This window comes from Bacillus sp. SD075 (assembly GCF_017355165.1).
Lineage (GTDB): Bacteria > Bacillota > Bacilli > Bacillales > DSM-1321 > Peribacillus.
In genome coordinates this window covers 89,611-108,186 of sequence record NZ_JADILK010000004.1, presented here as the reverse complement: position 1 = coordinate 108,186, position 18,576 = coordinate 89,611, and the positions used below count along the sequence as shown (strand labels likewise).

14 protein-coding genes and 1 pseudogene are annotated in these 18,576 nt (G+C 40.3%); 10 read left to right on the top strand and 5 right to left on the bottom strand.

The window, feature by feature from the left end; all coding sequences use genetic code 11:
- Window positions 1-152: 152 nt before the first annotated feature.
- Both IOC57_RS05035 and cphA read left to right on the top strand, forming a co-directional pair.
- The gene (locus IOC57_RS05035; RefSeq protein WP_207437682.1) at window positions 153-965 is read left to right on the top strand and encodes a cyanophycinase; all 813 of its coding nucleotides are present in this window, start codon (window positions 153-155) and stop codon (window positions 963-965) included.
- Window positions 962-3,583 carry a cyanophycin synthetase gene (gene cphA / locus IOC57_RS05030; protein WP_207437681.1) on the top strand — a complete coding sequence of 874 codons (2,622 nt, stop codon included), beginning with the start codon at window positions 962-964 and terminating at the stop codon, window positions 3,581-3,583. The genes IOC57_RS05035 and cphA overlap by 4 nt, the downstream gene beginning before the upstream one ends.
- 116 nt (window positions 3,584-3,699) lie before the next feature.
- Here cphA and yidC read toward each other — a convergent pair whose 3' ends face one another.
- Both yidC and IOC57_RS05020 read right to left on the bottom strand, forming a co-directional pair.
- A complete protein-coding gene (yidC, locus tag IOC57_RS05025; RefSeq protein WP_207437784.1) occupies window positions 3,700-4,470 on the bottom strand; it encodes a membrane protein insertase YidC in 771 nt (256 codons plus the stop codon).
- 42 nt (window positions 4,471-4,512) lie between these two features.
- Window positions 4,513-4,800, bottom strand: a complete 288-nt coding sequence (locus IOC57_RS05020; protein WP_207437680.1) for a hypothetical protein — start codon at window positions 4,798-4,800, stop codon at window positions 4,513-4,515.
- 300 nt (window positions 4,801-5,100) lie between these two features.
- Between IOC57_RS05020 and IOC57_RS05015 the strand changes: the two genes are divergently transcribed.
- A complete protein-coding gene (locus IOC57_RS05015) occupies window positions 5,101-5,562 on the top strand; it encodes a transporter (protein WP_207437679.1) in 462 nt (153 codons plus the stop codon).
- Between the two features lie 119 nt (window positions 5,563-5,681).
- On the opposite strand, the gene IOC57_RS05010 is transcribed toward IOC57_RS05015, so the two are convergent.
- Entirely contained in the window at window positions 5,682-6,503 is an 822-nt protein-coding gene (locus tag IOC57_RS05010) for a glycerophosphodiester phosphodiesterase (RefSeq protein ID WP_207437678.1), read from the bottom strand.
- A 210-nt stretch (window positions 6,504-6,713) separates the two neighbouring features.
- Here IOC57_RS05010 and IOC57_RS05005 point away from each other — a divergent pair, with 210 nt between their 5' ends.
- Entirely contained in the window at window positions 6,714-8,030 is a 1,317-nt protein-coding gene (locus IOC57_RS05005; protein ID WP_207437677.1) for an MFS transporter, read from the top strand.
- 53 nt (window positions 8,031-8,083) lie between these two features.
- On the opposite strand, the gene IOC57_RS05000 is transcribed toward IOC57_RS05005, so the two are convergent.
- Window positions 8,084-8,500, bottom strand: coding sequence for an organic hydroperoxide resistance protein (locus IOC57_RS05000; RefSeq protein WP_286184541.1), 417 nt, complete (start codon window positions 8,498-8,500; stop codon window positions 8,084-8,086).
- Window positions 8,501-8,680: 180 nt separating this feature from the next.
- Here IOC57_RS05000 and IOC57_RS04995 point away from each other — a divergent pair, with 180 nt between their 5' ends.
- Genes IOC57_RS04995 through IOC57_RS04985 form a run of 3 tightly spaced genes read left to right on the top strand, consistent with a single transcriptional unit; the run spans window position 8,681 to window position 11,899 of the window.
- Entirely contained in the window at window positions 8,681-9,064 is a 384-nt protein-coding gene (locus tag IOC57_RS04995) for a GntR family transcriptional regulator (RefSeq protein ID WP_207437675.1), read from the top strand.
- Window positions 9,061-9,960 (top strand): ABC transporter ATP-binding protein, encoded by a 900-nt coding sequence (locus tag IOC57_RS04990; RefSeq protein WP_207437674.1) that lies wholly within the window; start codon window positions 9,061-9,063, stop codon window positions 9,958-9,960. Before IOC57_RS04995 ends, IOC57_RS04990 begins: the two co-directional genes overlap by 4 nt.
- A complete protein-coding gene (locus IOC57_RS04985; RefSeq protein WP_207437673.1) occupies window positions 9,935-11,899 on the top strand; it encodes a DUF6449 domain-containing protein in 1,965 nt (654 codons plus the stop codon). The genes IOC57_RS04990 and IOC57_RS04985 overlap by 26 nt, the downstream gene beginning before the upstream one ends.
- A 103-nt stretch (window positions 11,900-12,002) precedes the next feature.
- Here the strand turns inward: IOC57_RS04985 and IOC57_RS04980 are convergent, their stop codons facing one another.
- Window positions 12,003-12,206 carry a cold-shock protein gene (locus IOC57_RS04980; RefSeq protein WP_061462203.1) on the bottom strand — a complete coding sequence of 68 codons (204 nt, stop codon included), beginning with the start codon at window positions 12,204-12,206 and terminating at the stop codon, window positions 12,003-12,005.
- A gap of 889 nt (window positions 12,207-13,095) precedes the next feature.
- On the opposite strand from IOC57_RS04980, the gene IOC57_RS04975 reads away from it, so the two are divergent.
- From IOC57_RS04975 to nhaC, 3 genes and pseudogenes are all read left to right on the top strand, one after another.
- A complete protein-coding gene (locus IOC57_RS04975; RefSeq protein WP_098371199.1) occupies window positions 13,096-14,670 on the top strand; it encodes a peptide chain release factor 3 in 1,575 nt (524 codons plus the stop codon).
- Between the two features lie 588 nt (window positions 14,671-15,258).
- A pseudogene (ltrA, locus tag IOC57_RS04970) lies at window positions 15,259-16,505 on the top strand (group II intron reverse transcriptase/maturase).
- Window positions 16,506-17,120: 615 nt separating this feature from the next.
- Window positions 17,121-18,500 carry a Na+/H+ antiporter NhaC gene (gene nhaC, locus IOC57_RS04965; RefSeq protein ID WP_207437672.1) on the top strand — a complete coding sequence of 460 codons (1,380 nt, stop codon included), beginning with the start codon at window positions 17,121-17,123 and terminating at the stop codon, window positions 18,498-18,500.
- Window positions 18,501-18,576 lie beyond the last annotated feature (76 nt).

The following is an 18,576-nucleotide window of genomic DNA, read 5'->3' as shown; positions in this document are numbered from 1 at the left end:
TACTTTTCCTCTTTTTTCATTAAGTTAAACAAAATTCTGCAATTTTCCATTTTTATGAATGAAGAATGTAAGAAGTTGCCATACTAGTCATTATGTGTTTTGTTTAGAGAAATTTCATGATGTTAATCCATTTGTAAAGGTGAGTATGATGAATGAATTGTGGTGAATTACTTATCATTGGCGGGGCGGAAGATAAGTGCCTTGAAGGTGAAGTATTAAATAAATTTGTCGAGCTTGCAACCCATAACGATGGCGGAATAGGTATATTGCCTACAGCGAGTGAAATTCCAGAGGAAGTGAGTACAGAGTATATCAAGGTTTTCAGGGAACTAGGCGTGGACAGGGTGGAAGTGATCAAGCTGGATTCAAGGCAGGATGCAGACGATCCGGCAATTTGTGAACAGCTGACATCTTTTTCAGCTATCTTCATTTCAGGGGGAAACCAAAGCAGATTGTCTGAGCTGATTGGTAAAACCAAATTCCACGATGCCCTTTCTAAAGCTTGGCATAAAGGAATGGTGATAGCAGGGACAAGTGCTGGCGCTTCCATTTTAGGTAAGCATATGATCGTTGCTGCTGACACGATGCTGAATGATAATAAGTTAAAGGTTGAAATTGGGGCAGGTTTCGGCTTATTGGACGGCCTGATAATCGATCAACATTTTTCCCAACGCGGCCGCTTTGACCGTCTGTTACGTGCGATAGCAGGGAATAAAGAAATTATGGGTATTGGCATTGATGAAAATACAGCAATTTTAGTCAAAGGCGGACTTTTTGAAGTAGTTGGCCAACATCAAGTATTGGTACTTGATGGCAGCACCAGTGATTATATCAATATCACATCTTCTGATAATGGCAGTGAAGAGTTGACTCTTTCGGGATTTAACCTTCATGCATTAACAAGGGGATACCGTTTTGACCTGCTTACCAGGAAATTGTTGATGAAAAAGGGGATCCAACAATGATGATCAATCGAGTCCGTTATTTAAAAGGACCTAATTATTTTGCTTATACACCTACCATTTGCATTGAATTGGATATAGGGAAACTGGAACAGAAACCATCTGATTCAATACCTGGATTCAATGAAAAATTGTTAAAGGTGCTTCCGAACTTGGGAAGCCATACATGTTCAAAAGGGTATCGAGGCGGTTTCGCCGAAAGGCTGAGAAAAGGAACATGGATGGGACATATATTGGAGCATATGACGATTGAGCTTCAAAACTTGGCCGGAATCGAAGCCATTCGTGGAAAAACGATAATGATGGAAAAGAAGGGTTTTTATTATGTTACTTTTGACTATCAGGAGCCTCACTCAGGTCTTCAAGCCTTTTTAGCAGCAAAAGATATCGTGGAAGCAATCCTGAATGGTGAAAAAATTATAAATGTACAATCTTATGTAAAGCAAATAGAGCAGTTGTATTATAAAAATAAACTGGGGCCAAGTACCGAAGCCATTTTCAAGGCAGCAGAAGCAAAAGGTATCCCTGTCGAGCGAATGGGTGATGAAAGCTTACTACGCTTAGGAACCGGGACAAGGCAGAAGTATGTCCAGGCGACAATTTCAAGCCAGACTTCGAATATTGCCGTTGAGAATTCATGTGACAAATCATTGACTAAATCAATTTTAAGAGGGTGTGGTCTCCCTGTACCTGAAGGGGAAGTTGCCCATTCCATTGAAGAAATCTTTGCCTCGGCGGACAGGCTGGGTTTTCCACTGGTGATAAAACCGTATAATGGGAGACAGGGGCAGGGTGTCATCACCCATATCAAAAATAAGGATGAACTATTCAATGTAATCAATTGTTTGGAGTCTCACGTGGAGAAGTACATTGTCGAACGGCATATTGAAGGACATGATTATCGGTTACTGATAGTCAATGGAGAACTTATCGCCGGTAGTTTGAGACTTCCTCCCTATGTTATTGGCAACGGTAAGGAATCGATAAGCAGTTTGATAGAAAAGGAAAATAGTAATGATTTGCGGGGAGAAGGTCATGAAAAGCCGATGTCAAAAATCCCTCTTACACATACCGTAACGTGTTACTTGGAAAAATCGAATCGGACGCTTGATACCATTCCGGATCAAGGGGAATTGGTCCAAGTTGTCGGCAATGCAAATCTTTCGACTGGTGGAAAGGCAATCGATGTAACGGACCAGGTTCATCCCACCATTAAGAATATGGCTGTTGCTGCCGCGAAAACGATCGGTTTGGATATAGCAGGAATAGATTTTATATGTGAGGATATATCCAAACCTATCAAACATTCAAAGACTGCGATTATTGAAGTGAATGCTGCACCGGGAATTCGAATGCATCATTATCCAAGTGAAGGGAAAAAAAGGGATGTAGGCAAAGCCATCGTCGATTATTTATTTCCGAATCGGGAGGGGGCGGCTATACCGATCATCGCAGTGACAGGTACAAATGGAAAGACGACAACGACCCGATTGTTACATTATTTTCTTACTAATGAAAAAACAAAGGTTGGTATGACAAATTCTGATGGAGTATATATCGGCGATGAGGTATTGGATCAAGGTGACTGCAGTGGCCCGGTCAGTGCAAGAATGGTATTGGCCCATCCTGAAGTTGATGTAGCTGTATTGGAAACGGCTCGGGGGGGGATTCTGCGTGAAGGTCTGGCTTTTCGTAAATGTGATGTGGGGGTCATTACCAATGTAAGTGAGGATCACCTCGGCCGTGATGGAATCGATACATTGGATGATCTCATAAAATTAAAGAGGCTGGTGGCCGAAGTCGTAATGAAAACAGGCTATTGTGTGCTGAATGCAGATGATCCGAATGTTGCTGCCATGAACGCTTATACAGATGGGGAAGTCATTTATACCTCTACTGATGCCACTCAGCCTCACGTGAAGGCTGTGATAAATGGGGGATGTAAAGTTTGGTATGTCAATGAACAAGGGGTGATTTGTCATTCATCTGATGGTGTCATCCATCAATTTATGGATTGCACCAGGATTCCAATAACGATTTCCGGCTTGGCACGTCATAATATCGCCAATTTACTTCAGGCGTTAGCTGCAGCCGAAACACAAGGCATTTCCATGGAAGAACTAAGAAGGAAGGCTGCCACATTTATGCCTGATACGAATTTGTCTAAAGGACGTTTCAATTTAAAAAAGTTGAAAGAGCGCACGATCATCATCGACTATGCCCATAATGAAGCAGGATTAAAGGCCATATTCGAAACGGTCAATGCTTATAATAAAAATCGTCTTATCACTGTTTTGGCAGGACCGGGTGACCGTATTGATGAAGAGCTTATCAGGCTCGCCAAGGTGGCTGCCATGAATTCCAATCTGTTCATCATTAAAGAAGACGATGATTTGCGGGGAAGAGAGCCGTTCGAAGTAGCCGGTCTGCTACAGGAAGCTGCCGTAGAAGCTGGGTTGCAAAAAGAACGGACATTCATCGAACCTAATGAATTGGACGCATTCGTAAAAGCCTGGGAAACATCTCAACCGGGTGACCTATTATTGTTCTTTTACACGGATTTTGACTATGTAGAGAAGTTTTTCGAAAAGGTTTCAACAAATCCATTGCCGAAGAAATAAAACAAAGTGCATTTTCGCCCTAAAAACCCCTTCATTGTCCATCGAGGCAAGCAATTACGCACGAAATTTCAGTGAAGTGGAAAGTGACTGTATGAAAAAAAGCTAATCCAAGTGGATTAGCTTTTTTTCATAACCGTTTCATTCGCAGCAGGAGCAGCGGCATGGTCTTTTTTATATATGCGCTGAAGCACGATGGATTGAACAATCATGAATAAACCTCCGATTGACCAATACAGTGGCAATGCAGCAGGGGCGGAGAAAGAAATGAATAAAATCATTGCTGGTGAGAGCAGACTCATCATCTTCATTTGTTTCTGCTGTTCTTCCGGCATTTGTCTCATGGAAATGACCGATTGGAAGTAATAGATGACACCAGCGATAATTGCCATGGCAATATCCGGCTGGCCAAGGCTATACCAAAGGAAACTATGGGTCGCAATTTCATGGGAACCTTGAATCGCATAATAAAAGCCCATTAGAATCGGCATTTGAATAAAAAGCGGCAGACAGCCCATATTTAGCGGATTGACTCCATGTTTTTGGTAAAGCTGCATCATTTCCTGTTGAAGGGCCTTTTGTTTAGCCGGATCTTTCGTCTCTTTGATTTTCTGCTGGATTGCAGACATTTCCGGTTTCAGCCCATTCATCTTCGTTTTCATGCTAAGCTGTGTTTTATATTGCTTGGCAGTCAGCGGGAGCAAGACAAGGCGAATCAAAAATGTCATCATGATGATGCTTAAACCATAGTTGCCATGAAATAAAACAGCATTAAATTCTAGCATTTTTGTCATGGGGTTAACCAATGCAGTATGAAATGGACCGCTCGTTGCTGCTGAGCATCCTGTCAAAAGGGTCGTTGCCAGAAATAGGACGGCCATTAGAAACATGTTTTTCTTCTTCAATATAATTCCTCCTCGAATTGTTAGTGGTTAAACAACGAGAAGGCGGCTTGGCTCATCGGAATCATCGGGTGAATCCTTTTGCCGGATAAATGTGAAAAAGCGCTGTGCACCGCGCCAGTCAAAAATGCTGCCTGCATGAACAGGGGATTTACTTTTATCTGAATGAACGGAAGCTTGATATTTGTCGTTCAAGAGCGATTGCTTTTTATTTAAGAAGTAAAACGCAGCCAGTGGAAAGACAAAGGTAAATAAATAACCTGCCCATACCGCATGGCGGACGGTCTGATAATCGAATTCTAATAATAATTCCCACATAGGAATCCCTCGTTTTTTCTAAGATAAGAAAATGTAGTTTTGTTTACTCCAAAAAGCCTGAAATGACTTTAGACCTTACTGAGTTTAAATCATTAAGAACAATATATCAAATTCTAGTACAAGAAAGCTAAAAAATATAGGGATATTTTCAAAAAATAAACAGGGAATATTTTCTGATGCATTGATTTGACGATAAAGGTCAAGTAGAATCCAGATTCGAGTAATTAGGAGCGAAGATTGAACAAATGGTCATTCTTCTGCATATGGATAAAAGGAAGTTCAATTATGAGGTGAAAAGGTTTGAAACCTTACGATTCATTCAATAAAAAGAACCACAATAATGGTATTGAAAATAATTTATATCAATATGCATATCACCCAAACATGAATAATGATTTCCCGGCAGTGCCATATCCATTTGAATATCAGCAAATGGATGAAAGAACTCCGCCTGGCCCGCCTGGTCCATCCTACGGAGGGGGCCAACCGCCGCCGCATGGAGGAGGTCCGCCTCATATAGCTCCGCCTTTATTTATTCCACAACTTCAAGATGGAATGGTTAAAGCTATTGACGCTGGTTCAATGAAAGGGTGCTTATACCAACATACGTATGTCTGGCTTAAAAATGGCCGTTCATTTTGGTTCTACCCGACATATGTCGGCTATAATTCAGTGGCTGGGTATCGTTGGCGACGAAGTCAACAGCGATGGGCCTATTATGGAACGGATGCGCATGAGATACAATCATATCAATGTTATTAAAAAACAATCCGCATTTGCGGATTGTTCAGTTTGTCGACAAAGGGGGAGGTCGGAGCTTTCACCCCGGACCATGATTTTAAAAGAAAACATTCATGTCTTTTTACATATCATTCAAAGTTTCAATCCGAAAAATAATCAGGAAAATCCGAAATGATACCATCTAACTGCATCTTTTTGAACATGCGCATTTGTTTTTTATTGTTGACGGTCCATGTATATACTTTCATCCCGTGCTTTTGGATTCGCATTTGCAGCTTCGTACTTAAAATCGTTTGCTTTGGATTCAAAAATGATGCAAACTCGGCAATCTCTTTTAATTGTTGGTCATTAATTCTCCATTTTATCAGAACACCCACTGGTATGTCCGGCATTAATTGATGAAACCTCTTCATGGATTCCATATCGAACGAATGAACCATTATCCTATTTTTACTTGTTGTATTTTCCGGGAATTCCCCTAATTCTTCTGCAAGTTTCTGTTCAATGCCGGGATAAGCAGATGGATGCTTTAATTCGATTAAAATTCCAACTTCAGACCCGAAATTCTCCAATACCTCACTTAGTAAAGGAATCCTTTCGTTTTTATAGCGTGAATGATACCAGCTTCCTGCATCCAGTTCCTTTAATTCGGCTGCTGTGTAATCACGGATGTTCCCTTTGCCGTTTGTGGTTCGATTCAGGGTGGGATCATGATGAACCACAAGTACATCATCTTTACTAAGATGGATATCCACTTCCAGGAAATCAGCTCCCAATTCAATTGCTTTATTATAAGATGCCATTGTATTCTCGGGGCAATATCCAGATGCACCGCGATGTCCAATTTTAAGGGGGGAATGCTGTCTTATGAAGCTTTCAGGGAAACCACTCTTCGATCTTTTAGCGTAGATAGCGAACAGGACAAGTATGGTTACCGCGATAATAAGAAAAAATGCAATCATCTTTCACACTCCTATTATGCACATTGATTATCATTCTTAAATATTCTTTAAAAAGAAGATAAAGAAGTTATCAGGACAGCCTCATTTCATAATATTACATGTTAGGCGGGAAAAAATCATGTTTTACACAATGTTATAATCCCGACGCAAAGGATTTATTGGAAAGGTATGGAATACTATATTTTAAGTACCAATAAGGAGGGAAAGCAGATGGGATTGCAGGTGAAACCGAAGTCTAAAAAATGGAAGGGGAATTTTGGTTTGTATTTTTCCCTGCCCATTCTCTCTTGGGCGTTTTACGATTTTGCCAATACGATTTTTTCTTCTAATATCAATACGATTTTCTTTCCATTCTTCCTCCAGGAACAAATTGGGGAAAATGCCGTTCTTGATCAGATTGCCAGTACCTTCATCTCCTACGCAAATGCGATTGCCAGTTTGTTTCTTGTTTTGTTTTCCCCTCTGTTCGGTGTTATGATCGATCGAACGGGAAAAATGAAAAAATACATTATGATTTTCACGCTCATTTCTGTTGTATGTACATTTTTAATGGGGGTATTTGGAGGGGCGCCGTTCGATGGAAAGCTTCTGGGCATTCCAATATCCTTAGCAATCGTCATTCTATTATTTGTGATAGCAAAGTTTTTCTATCATTCGAGTCTTGTTTTCTATGATACGATGATGAGTGATTTAGGCACGAAACAGCAAATGCCGCTTATATCAGGATTTGGCGTGGCGGTAGGCTACCTTGGAACGTTAGTGGGCCTGTCAATCTATCCATTCATAAGTAAAAGGAGTTCACATGAAGCCTTTATTCCCACGGCCATTTTATTTCTGGTTTTTTCCCTTCCCTTATTCTTTTTTTTAAAAGAGTCTCCAAAACAGCAAAAAGCGAAACAACCTTTTTTATCCGGTTATAAGGAAATTAAATCAACATTTAAAGAGATGCAATCCTATCGATCGGTTTTTACATTCATGATTGCTTATTTCTTTTTAAATGATGCAATTGCGACTACTATCGGCATGATGGCGGTATATGCCAAGACTGTTGTTGGATTTTCCTCAAGCGGATTCATTTTACTTTACTTGGTATCGACAGTATCGAGTATAGCCGGATCGTTTCTGTTTGGATACATCACGCAGTCGAAGGGACCGCGGTTAGCTGTGACATATGTGGGAGTTCTGCTCTTGGTCGCTTTATTTATAGCGGTCTTTGCACAAACTGCTCTTTGGTTCTGGGTCGCTGGGAGTATGTTCGGCATTTCGCTTGGTTCGATGTGGGTGACATCACGGACATATATCATTGAATTGACCCCGGATGAGAAGAGGGGGCAATTTTTTGGACTATTTGCATTCTCTGGAAAAGTCTCCTCTATAATCGGTCCGCTATTATATGGAACGATAACGTTGGTATTCCATGACCTCGGTACATTGGCGAGCCGGATGGCATTAGGGTCATTGATTATCATGGTGGTAATAGGTCTGGGCTTTCTTTTGAAAATGAAGGGATTGGAAGAAGTGAAATAAGAAAAAGGGAATGGGGCCGGCATTAATGCCGTATCCATTCCCTTGCATGAATTTTATGACAAAATCAAGGTGACATCGACGTTCCCGCGAGTTGCTTTTGAATAGGGGCAGGTCATGTGTGCTTTTTTGGCGAAGTCTTGGGCTTCTTCCCTGCTTAGGTCGGGAATCGAAATATCCAACCTTACAGCCAATTTAAAACCGCCGTCTTCCTCATCTTTACCGATCGTTACATTTGCCGTAACGGAAGTATCGACCTCTTTCTTTTCTTTTTGCAGAACAAGATTCAAGGCACTGTCAAAACATGCCGCGTAACCGGCTGCGAATAACTGTTCAGGATTTGTAGCCCGCTCACCGGAACCACCTAATTCCTTCGGTGACCTCACGTCGAAATCCAGAATCCCGTCCTCTGATTTAACATGTCCCTCACGACCACCGTGTACGGTGACTGTAGCTGTATATAATGGTTTCAATGAAAACAACTCCTTTGTTTATTCTTACTATCATTAGTTCCCTACTGTAAGTCTTGTTAAACAAAATGAAAGCGGGTTTATGGAGAGTATTGTTTTAAATTGGTTTAAAATTGGAAGATATTGTTTTATAATATACTGTATTAGGAGATGTAATACACCCATTTGCAAGGAGGGTTTATGATGTTCGAGTTGGATGTTCAAAGTGGAAAGCCGATATATGAGCAATTGATGGATCAGTTCAAGGTACTAATGATCAATGAAGTTTTACAGGAACATAATCAGCTCCCCTCCATACGAATATTGGCTCAGGAATTGACCATCAATCCAAATACGATCCAAAAAGCATACAAGCAGCTTGAATCTGACGGGTTTATATATACATTACCCGGCAAAGGGAATTTCGTGGCCCCTCCTAAATCCTTGAAAAATTCATTGAAAGAAGAAAAGATCAGAAATGAGCTTTCAAAGGTGCTCGCTGAAGCTCTTTATATAGGAATTGATAAACATGAAATTTATAGAATAATAAAGGAAATCAGACCATTGGCAAAGGGGGGGGATTCATGATTCAAATTAAACAGGTGAGTAAATTATATGAAGGAAAAGAAGCAATCAAAAACGTCACCTTGGTCATACAAAAAGGCTCCATATTCGGGTTATTAGGTTCAAATGGGGCGGGTAAAACGACTCTATTAAAAATGCTTTCAGGCAATCTGATACAGGATGCAGGTGAAGTTCTTATTGATGGGTCAAATGTGTTTGAAAACCGTGAAGTGAAAAATCGCTGTTTCTTCCTTCCTGATACGCCTTATTTCCTTGCTAACTATACGATCATGCAAATGGCAGGTTTTTATAGCCATATTTATAGTGAATGGAATCAAGAACGGTTCTATCAATTACAGGAAGTATTCCCGATACCCGTCCAAAATAAAATACATAAACTATCGAAGGGAATGCAGAGACAGGTTGCTTTTTGGCTCGCACTCTCGACGATGCCGGAAGTTCTCATCTTGGATGAACCGTTTGATGGATTAGATCCGGTCATGCGTAAAAATGTGAGACAGTTGTTGGTTCAGGATGTATCGGAAAGGGATATGACGATTTTACTATCATCCCATAATCTCCGGGAAATTGAAGATTTAGCCGATCATGTAGGGATTTTGCATAGAGGTGAGCTTGTTATCCAAAAGGATTTGAATGACTTGAAAGCGGATGTACACAAAGTGCAAATTGCCTTTAAACATAAAATTCCCCACGGTTTATACCGAGGAATTCAAATTCTTAACAAGGAAAGACGCGGAAGCGTTATCGTTTGCATCGTTAAAGGGAAAGAATCCATGATCAAATCGCACTTTAATCAGTTTCAGCCAGAAATATTAGATATTCTCCCCCTTACTCTAGAGGAGATATTCATTTACGAAATGGGGGATATCGGTTATGTCATCCAGAATAACCTGGTTTAATAGAGAACTGATTATCTATATTTTCAGAAGCACTGGCTGGATTGGTCTTCTGTACCTTGTCGGCCTCATATTTGCACTGCCTCTGGAGATGTTAGCGATTATCTTGAATGAGAACAATGAATATGTGGAATTCGAAAACCTTTTTTCCTGTCAGCAGATGATACAGTTTGTCTTGGTCATCGTTATTCCAGTGTTACTAGCCATCTTCCTTTTTCGGTTTTTACAAATGAAACAAGCCTCAGACTTTATTCATAGTTTACCGATTACTAGACGCAGCATCTACGTTCATATGATTGGAACGGGAATTGGTTTCATGGGTTTGCCGATTTTACTTACAGGTTCATTATTGATATTATTCCACTCGGCAATTGATATAGAAAGGCTATATACGATGTCGGATATATGGTCTTGGATGGGGACTACATTTATTTTGGAAGCTTTGATTTTTTCTGTTGCGGTTTTAATTGGAATGGTGACGGGATTATCAGCCTTTCAAGGATTGCTGACCTATATTTTTCTTGCTTTGCCGGTGGGGCTGTTTGTATTGTTTGCAGCCAATGTGAAGTTTTTGATAGCAGGATTTTCTTCAGATTATTATCTAAGTACCAATATGAATGGCATCTCCCCCTTATTAGCAGCAACGGAGATGGAAAAAATCACTTTTTTGTCTATTAATACATTAATTTATTGTATATTAACCTTTCTTTTTCTGATTAGCGCTCTTTTTCTCTATGAGAGGAGAAAGCTGGAGCATGTATCGCAGGCATTTGTTTACCCGAAGATTAAGCCATTATTTAAATTCGGCCTGACATTATGCATGATGCTGTTTACAGGTCTTTATTTTAGCGAAACGACAGGCGAACCCGGGTGGATTTTCTTCGGATATACCGTCGGTTCTTTGCTTGGATATTATTTAGGGGAAATTGTCCTGCAAAAGACCTGGCGAATACGGGTCAACCGGAATGGTTATGCAGCATTTATAGTGGCTATCATTGTACTGGCACTCATTATAAAAATAGATCCCCTTCAGTATAAGGCCAAGATTCCTGATGAGAAGATGATTAGCCAAATTTATATTGGCAATTCTCCTTTGTTTTTTGAAGATGAGGGCGTGTATAATGCTTCCAATTATCTTAAAGAGAAGGAAAATATAGAAGCAATCAGGTTATTGCATCAGGAAATTATCGAAAAGGGTAAAATGGTTCCCATTGGTGAATTGAAAGATGGACAATCCGTATTTCTGATGTATGAACTCAAGAATGGAAAACGGTTAGCAAGAGAGTATCATTTACAAAATTACGATTCATACATGCCACTATTGGCTAAAATCTATGAGTCGAATGAATATAAAAAAATGGTTAATGAGTTATTGAATGTGTCCGCTGAAGACGTTTCTAAAATCAAGATAACGGCGAGCGGACAAGTGGACAAATCAATAACGATCACGGAAGGTCAACAGCTGGAAGCTGCCGTGCATGCATTATCCGAGGATCTGAATAATCAATCGTTCACCCAAATGACATCTTCTTTTGGTGATTATGCCTCCATCAACATTCTTTTGAATAATAACAAAACCATTTATATGAATTGGGACTCTTCATATACTCAGTTTTCAAAATGGATGGAAAGTACCGGACAATCGGAAAAAGCGCGGTTAATGGCTGATGATATCTCATATATCCTGGTTGCGAAGACCGATTCGAAAATTTATCATTCGAATTCTGAAAGTGAACTTGCACAACAGATTGAACAACAGCCAAATCGATTGAAAATTAAGACCGCTTCGGAAATAGGGACGGCCATTGATAATGCCCAAATCGATTGGGGCGGAGAGTATTCAGCTGCCTTTTATTATAAAGAAAGCAGAGATGTGGACATCAAGAGTTTTTCTGGTGAACATGTTCCCGGTTTCATTTTGGATCACTTTAATGAAAGATAACGTGAATATGCCGTGATGGATCATATATAAAAGGAAAGGATGCCGCCCAATATGGGCGGCATCCTTTTGCATTGCATATCCATTATGTTTTTGTATCTATGCTTTATAGTTTTACCACATTTTTAGCTTGAGGTCCCCGGTTTCCTTCTTCGATCTCAAATTCTACCTCTTGACCTTCATCAAGGCTTTTGAAACCTTCTCCTTGAATGGCGGAAAAATGAACGAAAACATCATCTTCGTTTGGTACTTCGATGAATCCAAACCCCTTGTCACTATTGAACCATTTTACTTTACCTGTTACTGTCATTCGATGAATCCTCCTAAAAAGTAAAAAAATATTAATGGTGATGATTTTACCTGGATGGAAAATCAATTCACACATTATCCAGCACCCTCATTCAAGTTAAAATTATCATACGAAGATGCTTGATAATATGTGAATGCCTACATGAAATATTAACCCGCTACCTCTGAAGTGATTTCCAGTTTTTTAGTATATACCCACCTTTATAAAGGATAAAACAAATGGAAGTAATTTATACATTCTCATTTGGGGAAAATCATTTTAGGAAGGTTTTATACGGGGAAGTATAACGGTATTGTCGCAGGATTTCCTGGATTGAAATTTGATGATGCTTGCGATGTCCATGAGGGAAAAGCCTTTACAGTTGAAATCCGGAAAACAATTTGGCATTAAAGTTTTTTACGAAGATAATCGGGTATATATAGGATAAGAAAGAAAGGACTGATGAAAAATGAAGAAATTATTAAAAAGGGCCCTCATTTTTGCTGCTCCCATCATATTCAAAGAAGTAAAAAAACGCTGGAAAAACAAGCGGAATCAAAAAGCGATTAAAACAGCGAGGTAAATAAGTTAAACCATGAATATATGAACGGTAACCATATTAAGATAAGGACGCTGATAAAGCGTCTTTTGTTTTGCCATTTGAATAAATCATCTTATCGTGGTCCATTCACCTCTACATCTTTCCTTCATATCGTGTTAAAATAGTAAGGTTGATTGAAATGAATGCCGAGTAGCCAAGGCTTAAGCCTTATGATATATTTCTTCTTACATATATTGTGTATGATCAGGATTTATGCATACAAAGAAAGGTTGCCATTCCAATGTAAAAAATAAAGTAAACCTCATATAAATTTTTTATTGATGACTCCAATAATGAAAGGAACATTTTATGACTACATTAAAAGACGAGGTTCAATCCCGACGTACCTTCGCAATCATCTCTCACCCGGATGCCGGGAAAACAACTTTGACAGAAAAATTATTACTGTTTGGTGGCGCAATCCGTGATGCCGGAACAGTTAAAGCTAGAAAAACAGGGAAGTATGCAACCAGCGACTGGATGGAGATTGAAAAGCAAAGGGGAATATCCGTTACATCTTCAGTCATGCAATTCGATTATGATGATTTCCGTGTCAATATTCTCGATACACCGGGTCACCAAGATTTCAGTGAAGACACATATCGTACACTGATGGCTGTTGATAGTGCCGTGATGATCATCGATTCGGCAAAAGGTATCGAGGATCAGACGGTTAAATTATTCAAAGTATGCCGGATGAGAGGTATCCCGATTTTCACTTTTATCAATAAAATGGACCGACAAGGTAAAATGCCGCTCGAATTGCTTGCTGAACTCGAAGAGGTATTAGGTATAGAAACATACCCAATGAATTGGCCGATTGGGATGGGAAAAGACTTCGTGGGCATTTACGACAGGTTCAATAATCGTATTGAACAGTTCAAAACTGAAGGGGAAGAGCGTTTTCTTCCATTAAATGATGAAGGTGAACTCGAAGTGGATCATAAACTTAAGGATTCCCAGTTATATGAGCAAACTTTGGAAGAAATCATGCTGTTGACTGAAGCAGGAAATCAATTCTCTGAAGAAAATATTGCGAATGGAAAACTTAGTCCTGTATTTTTCGGCAGTGCTTTAACGACATTTGGTGTTCAGACGTTTTTGGATGCTTATTTGAAATTTGCACCAGCTCCACAAGCACGGATGACAACATCGGGTGAAATGGATCCAGTCAGTAATGATTTTTCTGGTTTCATTTTCAAAATCCAGGCGAATATGAACCCAAAACACCGTGATAGGATCGCTTTCCTTCGCATTTGCTCCGGTAAATTCGAGCGTGGAATGAGCGTCAACTTGAGCAGGACAGGGAAACCGATCAACCTTTCTTCCTCTACCCAATTCATGGCTGATGATCGGAACACCGTAAATGAAGCGGTAAGCGGGGATATCATCGGTTTATATGATACCGGTAACTACCAAATTGGCGATACGATTACGACAAGCAAAGACATGTTTCAGTTTGAAAGGCTGCCTCAGTTTACACCAGAACTATTCATGAGGGTAACAGCTAAAAACGTCATGAAACAGAAACATTTCCATAAAGGAATTAACCAACTTGTACAAGAAGGGGCAATTCAGCTCTTCAAAACGGTTCGTATGGAAGAATATCTGCTTGGTGCGGTCGGGCAACTTCAATTTGAAGTGTTCGAGCATCGAATGAGGAACGAGTACAATGTTGAAGTCGTGATGGAGCGAATGGGCAGCAAGATTACACGTTGGGCTGAGGATGAAAAGCTTGATGAAAATCTTCATAGCTCAAGAAGCATCCTTGTTAAAGACCGGTTTGATAAATATGCATTCTTATTTGAAAATGAGTTTGCACTTCGTTGGTTCCAAGATAAAAACCCTGACGTGGAATTATATAATCCAATGGATTTGAAGTAATGGAGAAGCCCGTGTGATATACACGGGTTTTTTTCGTGCGCCCGGCATGGGTGCAATCTATAGGGTGTGAGTCCCGAACCATGAAGGCAGTAGTAATGGTTAGCTTAATGCAAGGGTGTCCATGGTGACGTGGAATCTGAAGGAAGCAAGCGGCAAACCTCCGGTCTGAGGCACACGAACTTCATATAAGGCTAGGTACCATTGGATGAGTTTGCGAAACAAAACGAAGTCCTTACTGCCGAAGGTGGTACAGAGTAAATGAAGCAGATAGATGGAGGGAAAGATTGCGCTCTTACCCGGGGAGGTCTAATGACAGCCAAGTACACTTGGTAACCTGTCCAGTGATGGACAGCTGAATCATTAGAAGTCAGCAGAGGTCATAGTACTTGTCTACTCGAGAAGATAAAGAAGGACCGAATAGTTTAAGAAGGACGGATACTAGGCGTTCGTTATTCTGCGAAGAAGCAAACAATTCCTTATGGAACTTATTTGAAGGAAGAAGTGGTGAATACACGGGGAACTTCAAAAGGGCGGAGCAGATAAAGGCACAAACAGACCATCTCGTCCACGTAAGAAAGGATATCAACGATGTTAATGGAACAAATACTAGAGAGGGGAAACTTAATACAGGCATTGAAGCGTGTAGAAAGAAATAAGGGGAGCCATGGTGTAGATGGAATGTCGGTTCAAAACCTGAGACCGCACCTCGTAACCGAATGGGAGAACATGAAAACTGCCCTTTTACAGGGAATCTATCAACCGCAGCCCGTCCGACGTATCGAAATCCCGAAACCAAATGGCGGAGTTCGGCTATTGGGTATTCCAACCGTTCTAGACCGTTTCATTCAACAAGCCATTGCCCAAATATTGACCAAGGTATTTGACTCAACCTTTTCGGAGAATAGCTATGGCTTTCGCCCTAACAAACAAGGACACCAGGCTGTTCGAAAAGCAAAACTTTATATTACCGAAGGGTATACTTGGGTAGTGGATATGGATTTGGAGAAATTCTTCGATAAAGTGAATCACGACAAGCTCATGGGAATGGTAGAACGGAAAATTCAAGATAAACGGGTCCTCAAACTGATTCGTAAATTCCTTCAAGCAGGCATGATGATAGGCGGATTATTTCATAAAAGTGAGGAGGTCCGTTAAGTCCTTTACTATCTAATATCATGTTATACGATTTAGATAAAGAACTAGAGAAACGCAATCTTCGATTCGTAAGGTATGCCGATGACTGTCATATCTTTGTGAAAACTCGAAAAGCCGCCAAACGTGCAATGGGAAATATCTCAAGCTTCATTGAAAATAAATTGAAGTTAAAGGTCAACTACGAGAAATCGAAGTATGATCGTCCTTGGAACAGAACGTTTCTGGGTTTTAGTTTCACGATGTCAGAGAAGAACCCGAAGGTTCGTCTGGCTAAACAATCGGTGAAGAGAGTAAAGAAACGAATCAGGGAAATGACCTCGAGAAAATTACCGATACCCATGGAAATCCGTATAAATAAGTTAAAGCAATACCTAAGAGGTTGGATGGGGTATTTCGCCCTCATTGATACTCCGAACGTATTGAAGAATATAGATTCATGGATTCGAAGAAGACTCAGGATGTGCCTATGGAAACAATGGAAGTTACCAGGAACGAGAGTGAGAAAACTCAAAGGACTCGGTGTCCCATATGGAAAAGCATATGAATGGGGAAATAGCAGAAAGGGCTATTGGCGCACTGCGCATAGCCCTATCCTAGTTAAAACCCTTAATAATGCTTATTGGCACCATCATGGGTTAGGAAATCTATATGAACGATATATAAAACTACGTCAGACTTAAACTGAACCGCCGTATACCGAACGGTACGTACGGTGGGTGAGAGGTCGGAGGCTAAGCGCCTCCTCCTACTCGATTTTAACTGGAGCTTTTTCAACCATGATTTTTTGGTACGATCACTATCGCTTACCTTACGGTCTTATATACTGGGAATGATAACTTCCCTAATGGACACATCAGACTTTTGTTGTGGGAATGCAAGGTGATTTCTTCCATAACCACAGTTCGATCGTCCGGAATTTGATACATGCCAATTATGAATGGAATTAGGAAATCCCCAATCGCTCATTATGAAAAAAACTGTTTCATTATTTAGTAAAAATCAATGAGTCAACCAAGGCATTTCAATTAGCCTAATAATTATCGAATCAAATAAAAGTCTTTATGGTGGAATTAAATCTATTGAAAGGACAGTGGTAATCGTGGGCATTGAATTAGTGCAAAGAAATATAAATGAAAAAATCGAACGCTACTAAAATATTCCTTTGACATTCTCCCGAAACTCCTTTATATTTAGCTAGTGCTTTAGTACTTAAAAGCGTTTCAGTAATTATGAAGAGTGAAAAGGTTCGATCCTTACATCAGAGAATATACAACATGAAAGCGGGGAAATACATCATGCGTCTTGAAGATGCAAAGCTAAAACTCTCCTTACCTGAAGCAATTGGGGTTTTGGCCATTCTTTTCTTAATCATTGCAACTGGTATCATACATTATGGACTTGCCCCCCATATTCCAATAATAGCTGCTATCCTATTTCTATTTGTTTATGGAAAGCTCAAGAAGCTTCCATTTTCGGTTATGGAGGCCGCTATCGTCAAAGGTGCAGTTTCCGGTATGGGAGCTATCTATATATTCTTTTTCATTGGAATGCTAATTTCGATCTGGATGGCGAGCGGGACGATCCCTACCATCATGTATTATGGGTTTGACTGGATTTCCGGTGAATATTTCTATGCGATCTCATTTCTGGTGTGTTCGCTAATTGGGCTCTGTATCGGGAGTTCACTTACAACATCAGCGACAATCGGCGTTGCTTTCATAGGTATGGCGGCGGCGATGGATTTATCGTTGGCAATCACAGCCGGTGCAATCATATCCGGTGCATTTCTTGGAGATAAAATGTCTCCATTATCCGACTCGACCAACCTTGCTTCCGGAACGGTTGGAGTACCATTATTTGAACATATTAATAATATGCTTTGGACAACGATACCAGGTTTTATAATCTCACTTATCATCTTTTACTTCCTTTCACCGAATGTAAAACTGGCCCGTGTTGAGGAAATCGAAGTCATGACCAAAGCCCTGGAAATGGAAACGAACATAAGCATATGGAGTTTGATTCCGTTTGTCATCGTTCTAATCATGGCTTTGAAAAAGGTGTCGGCGATTCCGACCTTGTCAGCAGGAGTCATTTCGGCGGCTGTCATTGCTTTCATACAAACGCCAAGTTTCACGGTTGCAAAACTAGCAGATACTTTATACGGTGGCTTTGTACTGAAGAGTGGAATGGATCAACTTGACTCAATCCTTTCGCGGGGCGGTATTGAAAGTATGATGTTCTCCGTTTCGATGGTGTTGTTGGCATTGGCGATGGGCGGACTCTTGTTTGAATTGGGTGTCATCCCTTCAATTTTAAATGCGGTCCAGGATTCATTGACGAGTGTAGCGAAAGTGATTTCCGCCACTGTATTTGCAGGAATCAGCGTGAATTTCCTAATCGGTGAACAATATTTGTCAGTGATTCTTCCAGGAAAGGCCTTTCAGCAGAAATATGAAGATTTAGGCTTGCAGCCAAAAACGCTTGGGAGGGTACTTGAAGATGCGGGAACAGTTGTGAATCCTCTTGTTCCTTGGGGGGTATGCGGTGTATTCTTGACTCAGGTATTAGGTGTTTCGACCCTTGAATATGCCCCATATGCATTCTTTTGCTTACTTTGCCCTTTGCTTAGTTTAATTGCGGGTTTTACGAAAATAGGTATTCATTATAAATAAAAAAACAGGCGGTCGTTTCGACTGCCTGTTTTTTTATATGAACTCCATAACCTTGAGAGACAGGAAAAAACCCCTG

What these genes read in the sequence shown, in the direction of transcription:
- IOC57_RS04985 (WP_207437673.1), top strand. Translation starts at nt 9,935, where the DNA reads ATGTCATCCAGAATAACCTGGTTTAATAGAGAACTGATTATCTATATT.
- yidC (WP_207437784.1), bottom strand. Translation starts at nt 4,470, where the DNA reads ATGTTTCTAATGGCCGTCCTATTTCTGGCAACGACCCTTTTGACAGGA.
- IOC57_RS04995 (WP_207437675.1), top strand. Translation starts at nt 8,681, where the DNA reads ATGTTCGAGTTGGATGTTCAAAGTGGAAAGCCGATATATGAGCAATTG.
- IOC57_RS05020 (WP_207437680.1), bottom strand. Translation starts at nt 4,800, where the DNA reads ATGTGGGAATTATTATTAGAATTCGATTATCAGACCGTCCGCCATGCG.
- nhaC (WP_207437672.1), top strand. Translation starts at nt 17,121, where the DNA reads ATGCGTCTTGAAGATGCAAAGCTAAAACTCTCCTTACCTGAAGCAATT.
- IOC57_RS05005 (WP_207437677.1), top strand. Translation starts at nt 6,714, where the DNA reads ATGGGATTGCAGGTGAAACCGAAGTCTAAAAAATGGAAGGGGAATTTT.
- cphA (WP_207437681.1), top strand. Translation starts at nt 962, where the DNA reads ATGATGATCAATCGAGTCCGTTATTTAAAAGGACCTAATTATTTTGCT.
- IOC57_RS05035 (WP_207437682.1), top strand. Translation starts at nt 153, where the DNA reads ATGAATTGTGGTGAATTACTTATCATTGGCGGGGCGGAAGATAAGTGC.
- IOC57_RS04975 (WP_098371199.1), top strand. Translation starts at nt 13,096, where the DNA reads ATGACTACATTAAAAGACGAGGTTCAATCCCGACGTACCTTCGCAATC.
- IOC57_RS05010 (WP_207437678.1), bottom strand. Translation starts at nt 6,503, where the DNA reads ATGATTGCATTTTTTCTTATTATCGCGGTAACCATACTTGTCCTGTTC.
- IOC57_RS04980 (WP_061462203.1), bottom strand. Translation starts at nt 12,206, where the DNA reads ATGACAGTAACAGGTAAAGTAAAATGGTTCAATAGTGACAAGGGGTTT.
- IOC57_RS04990 (WP_207437674.1), top strand. Translation starts at nt 9,061, where the DNA reads ATGATTCAAATTAAACAGGTGAGTAAATTATATGAAGGAAAAGAAGCA.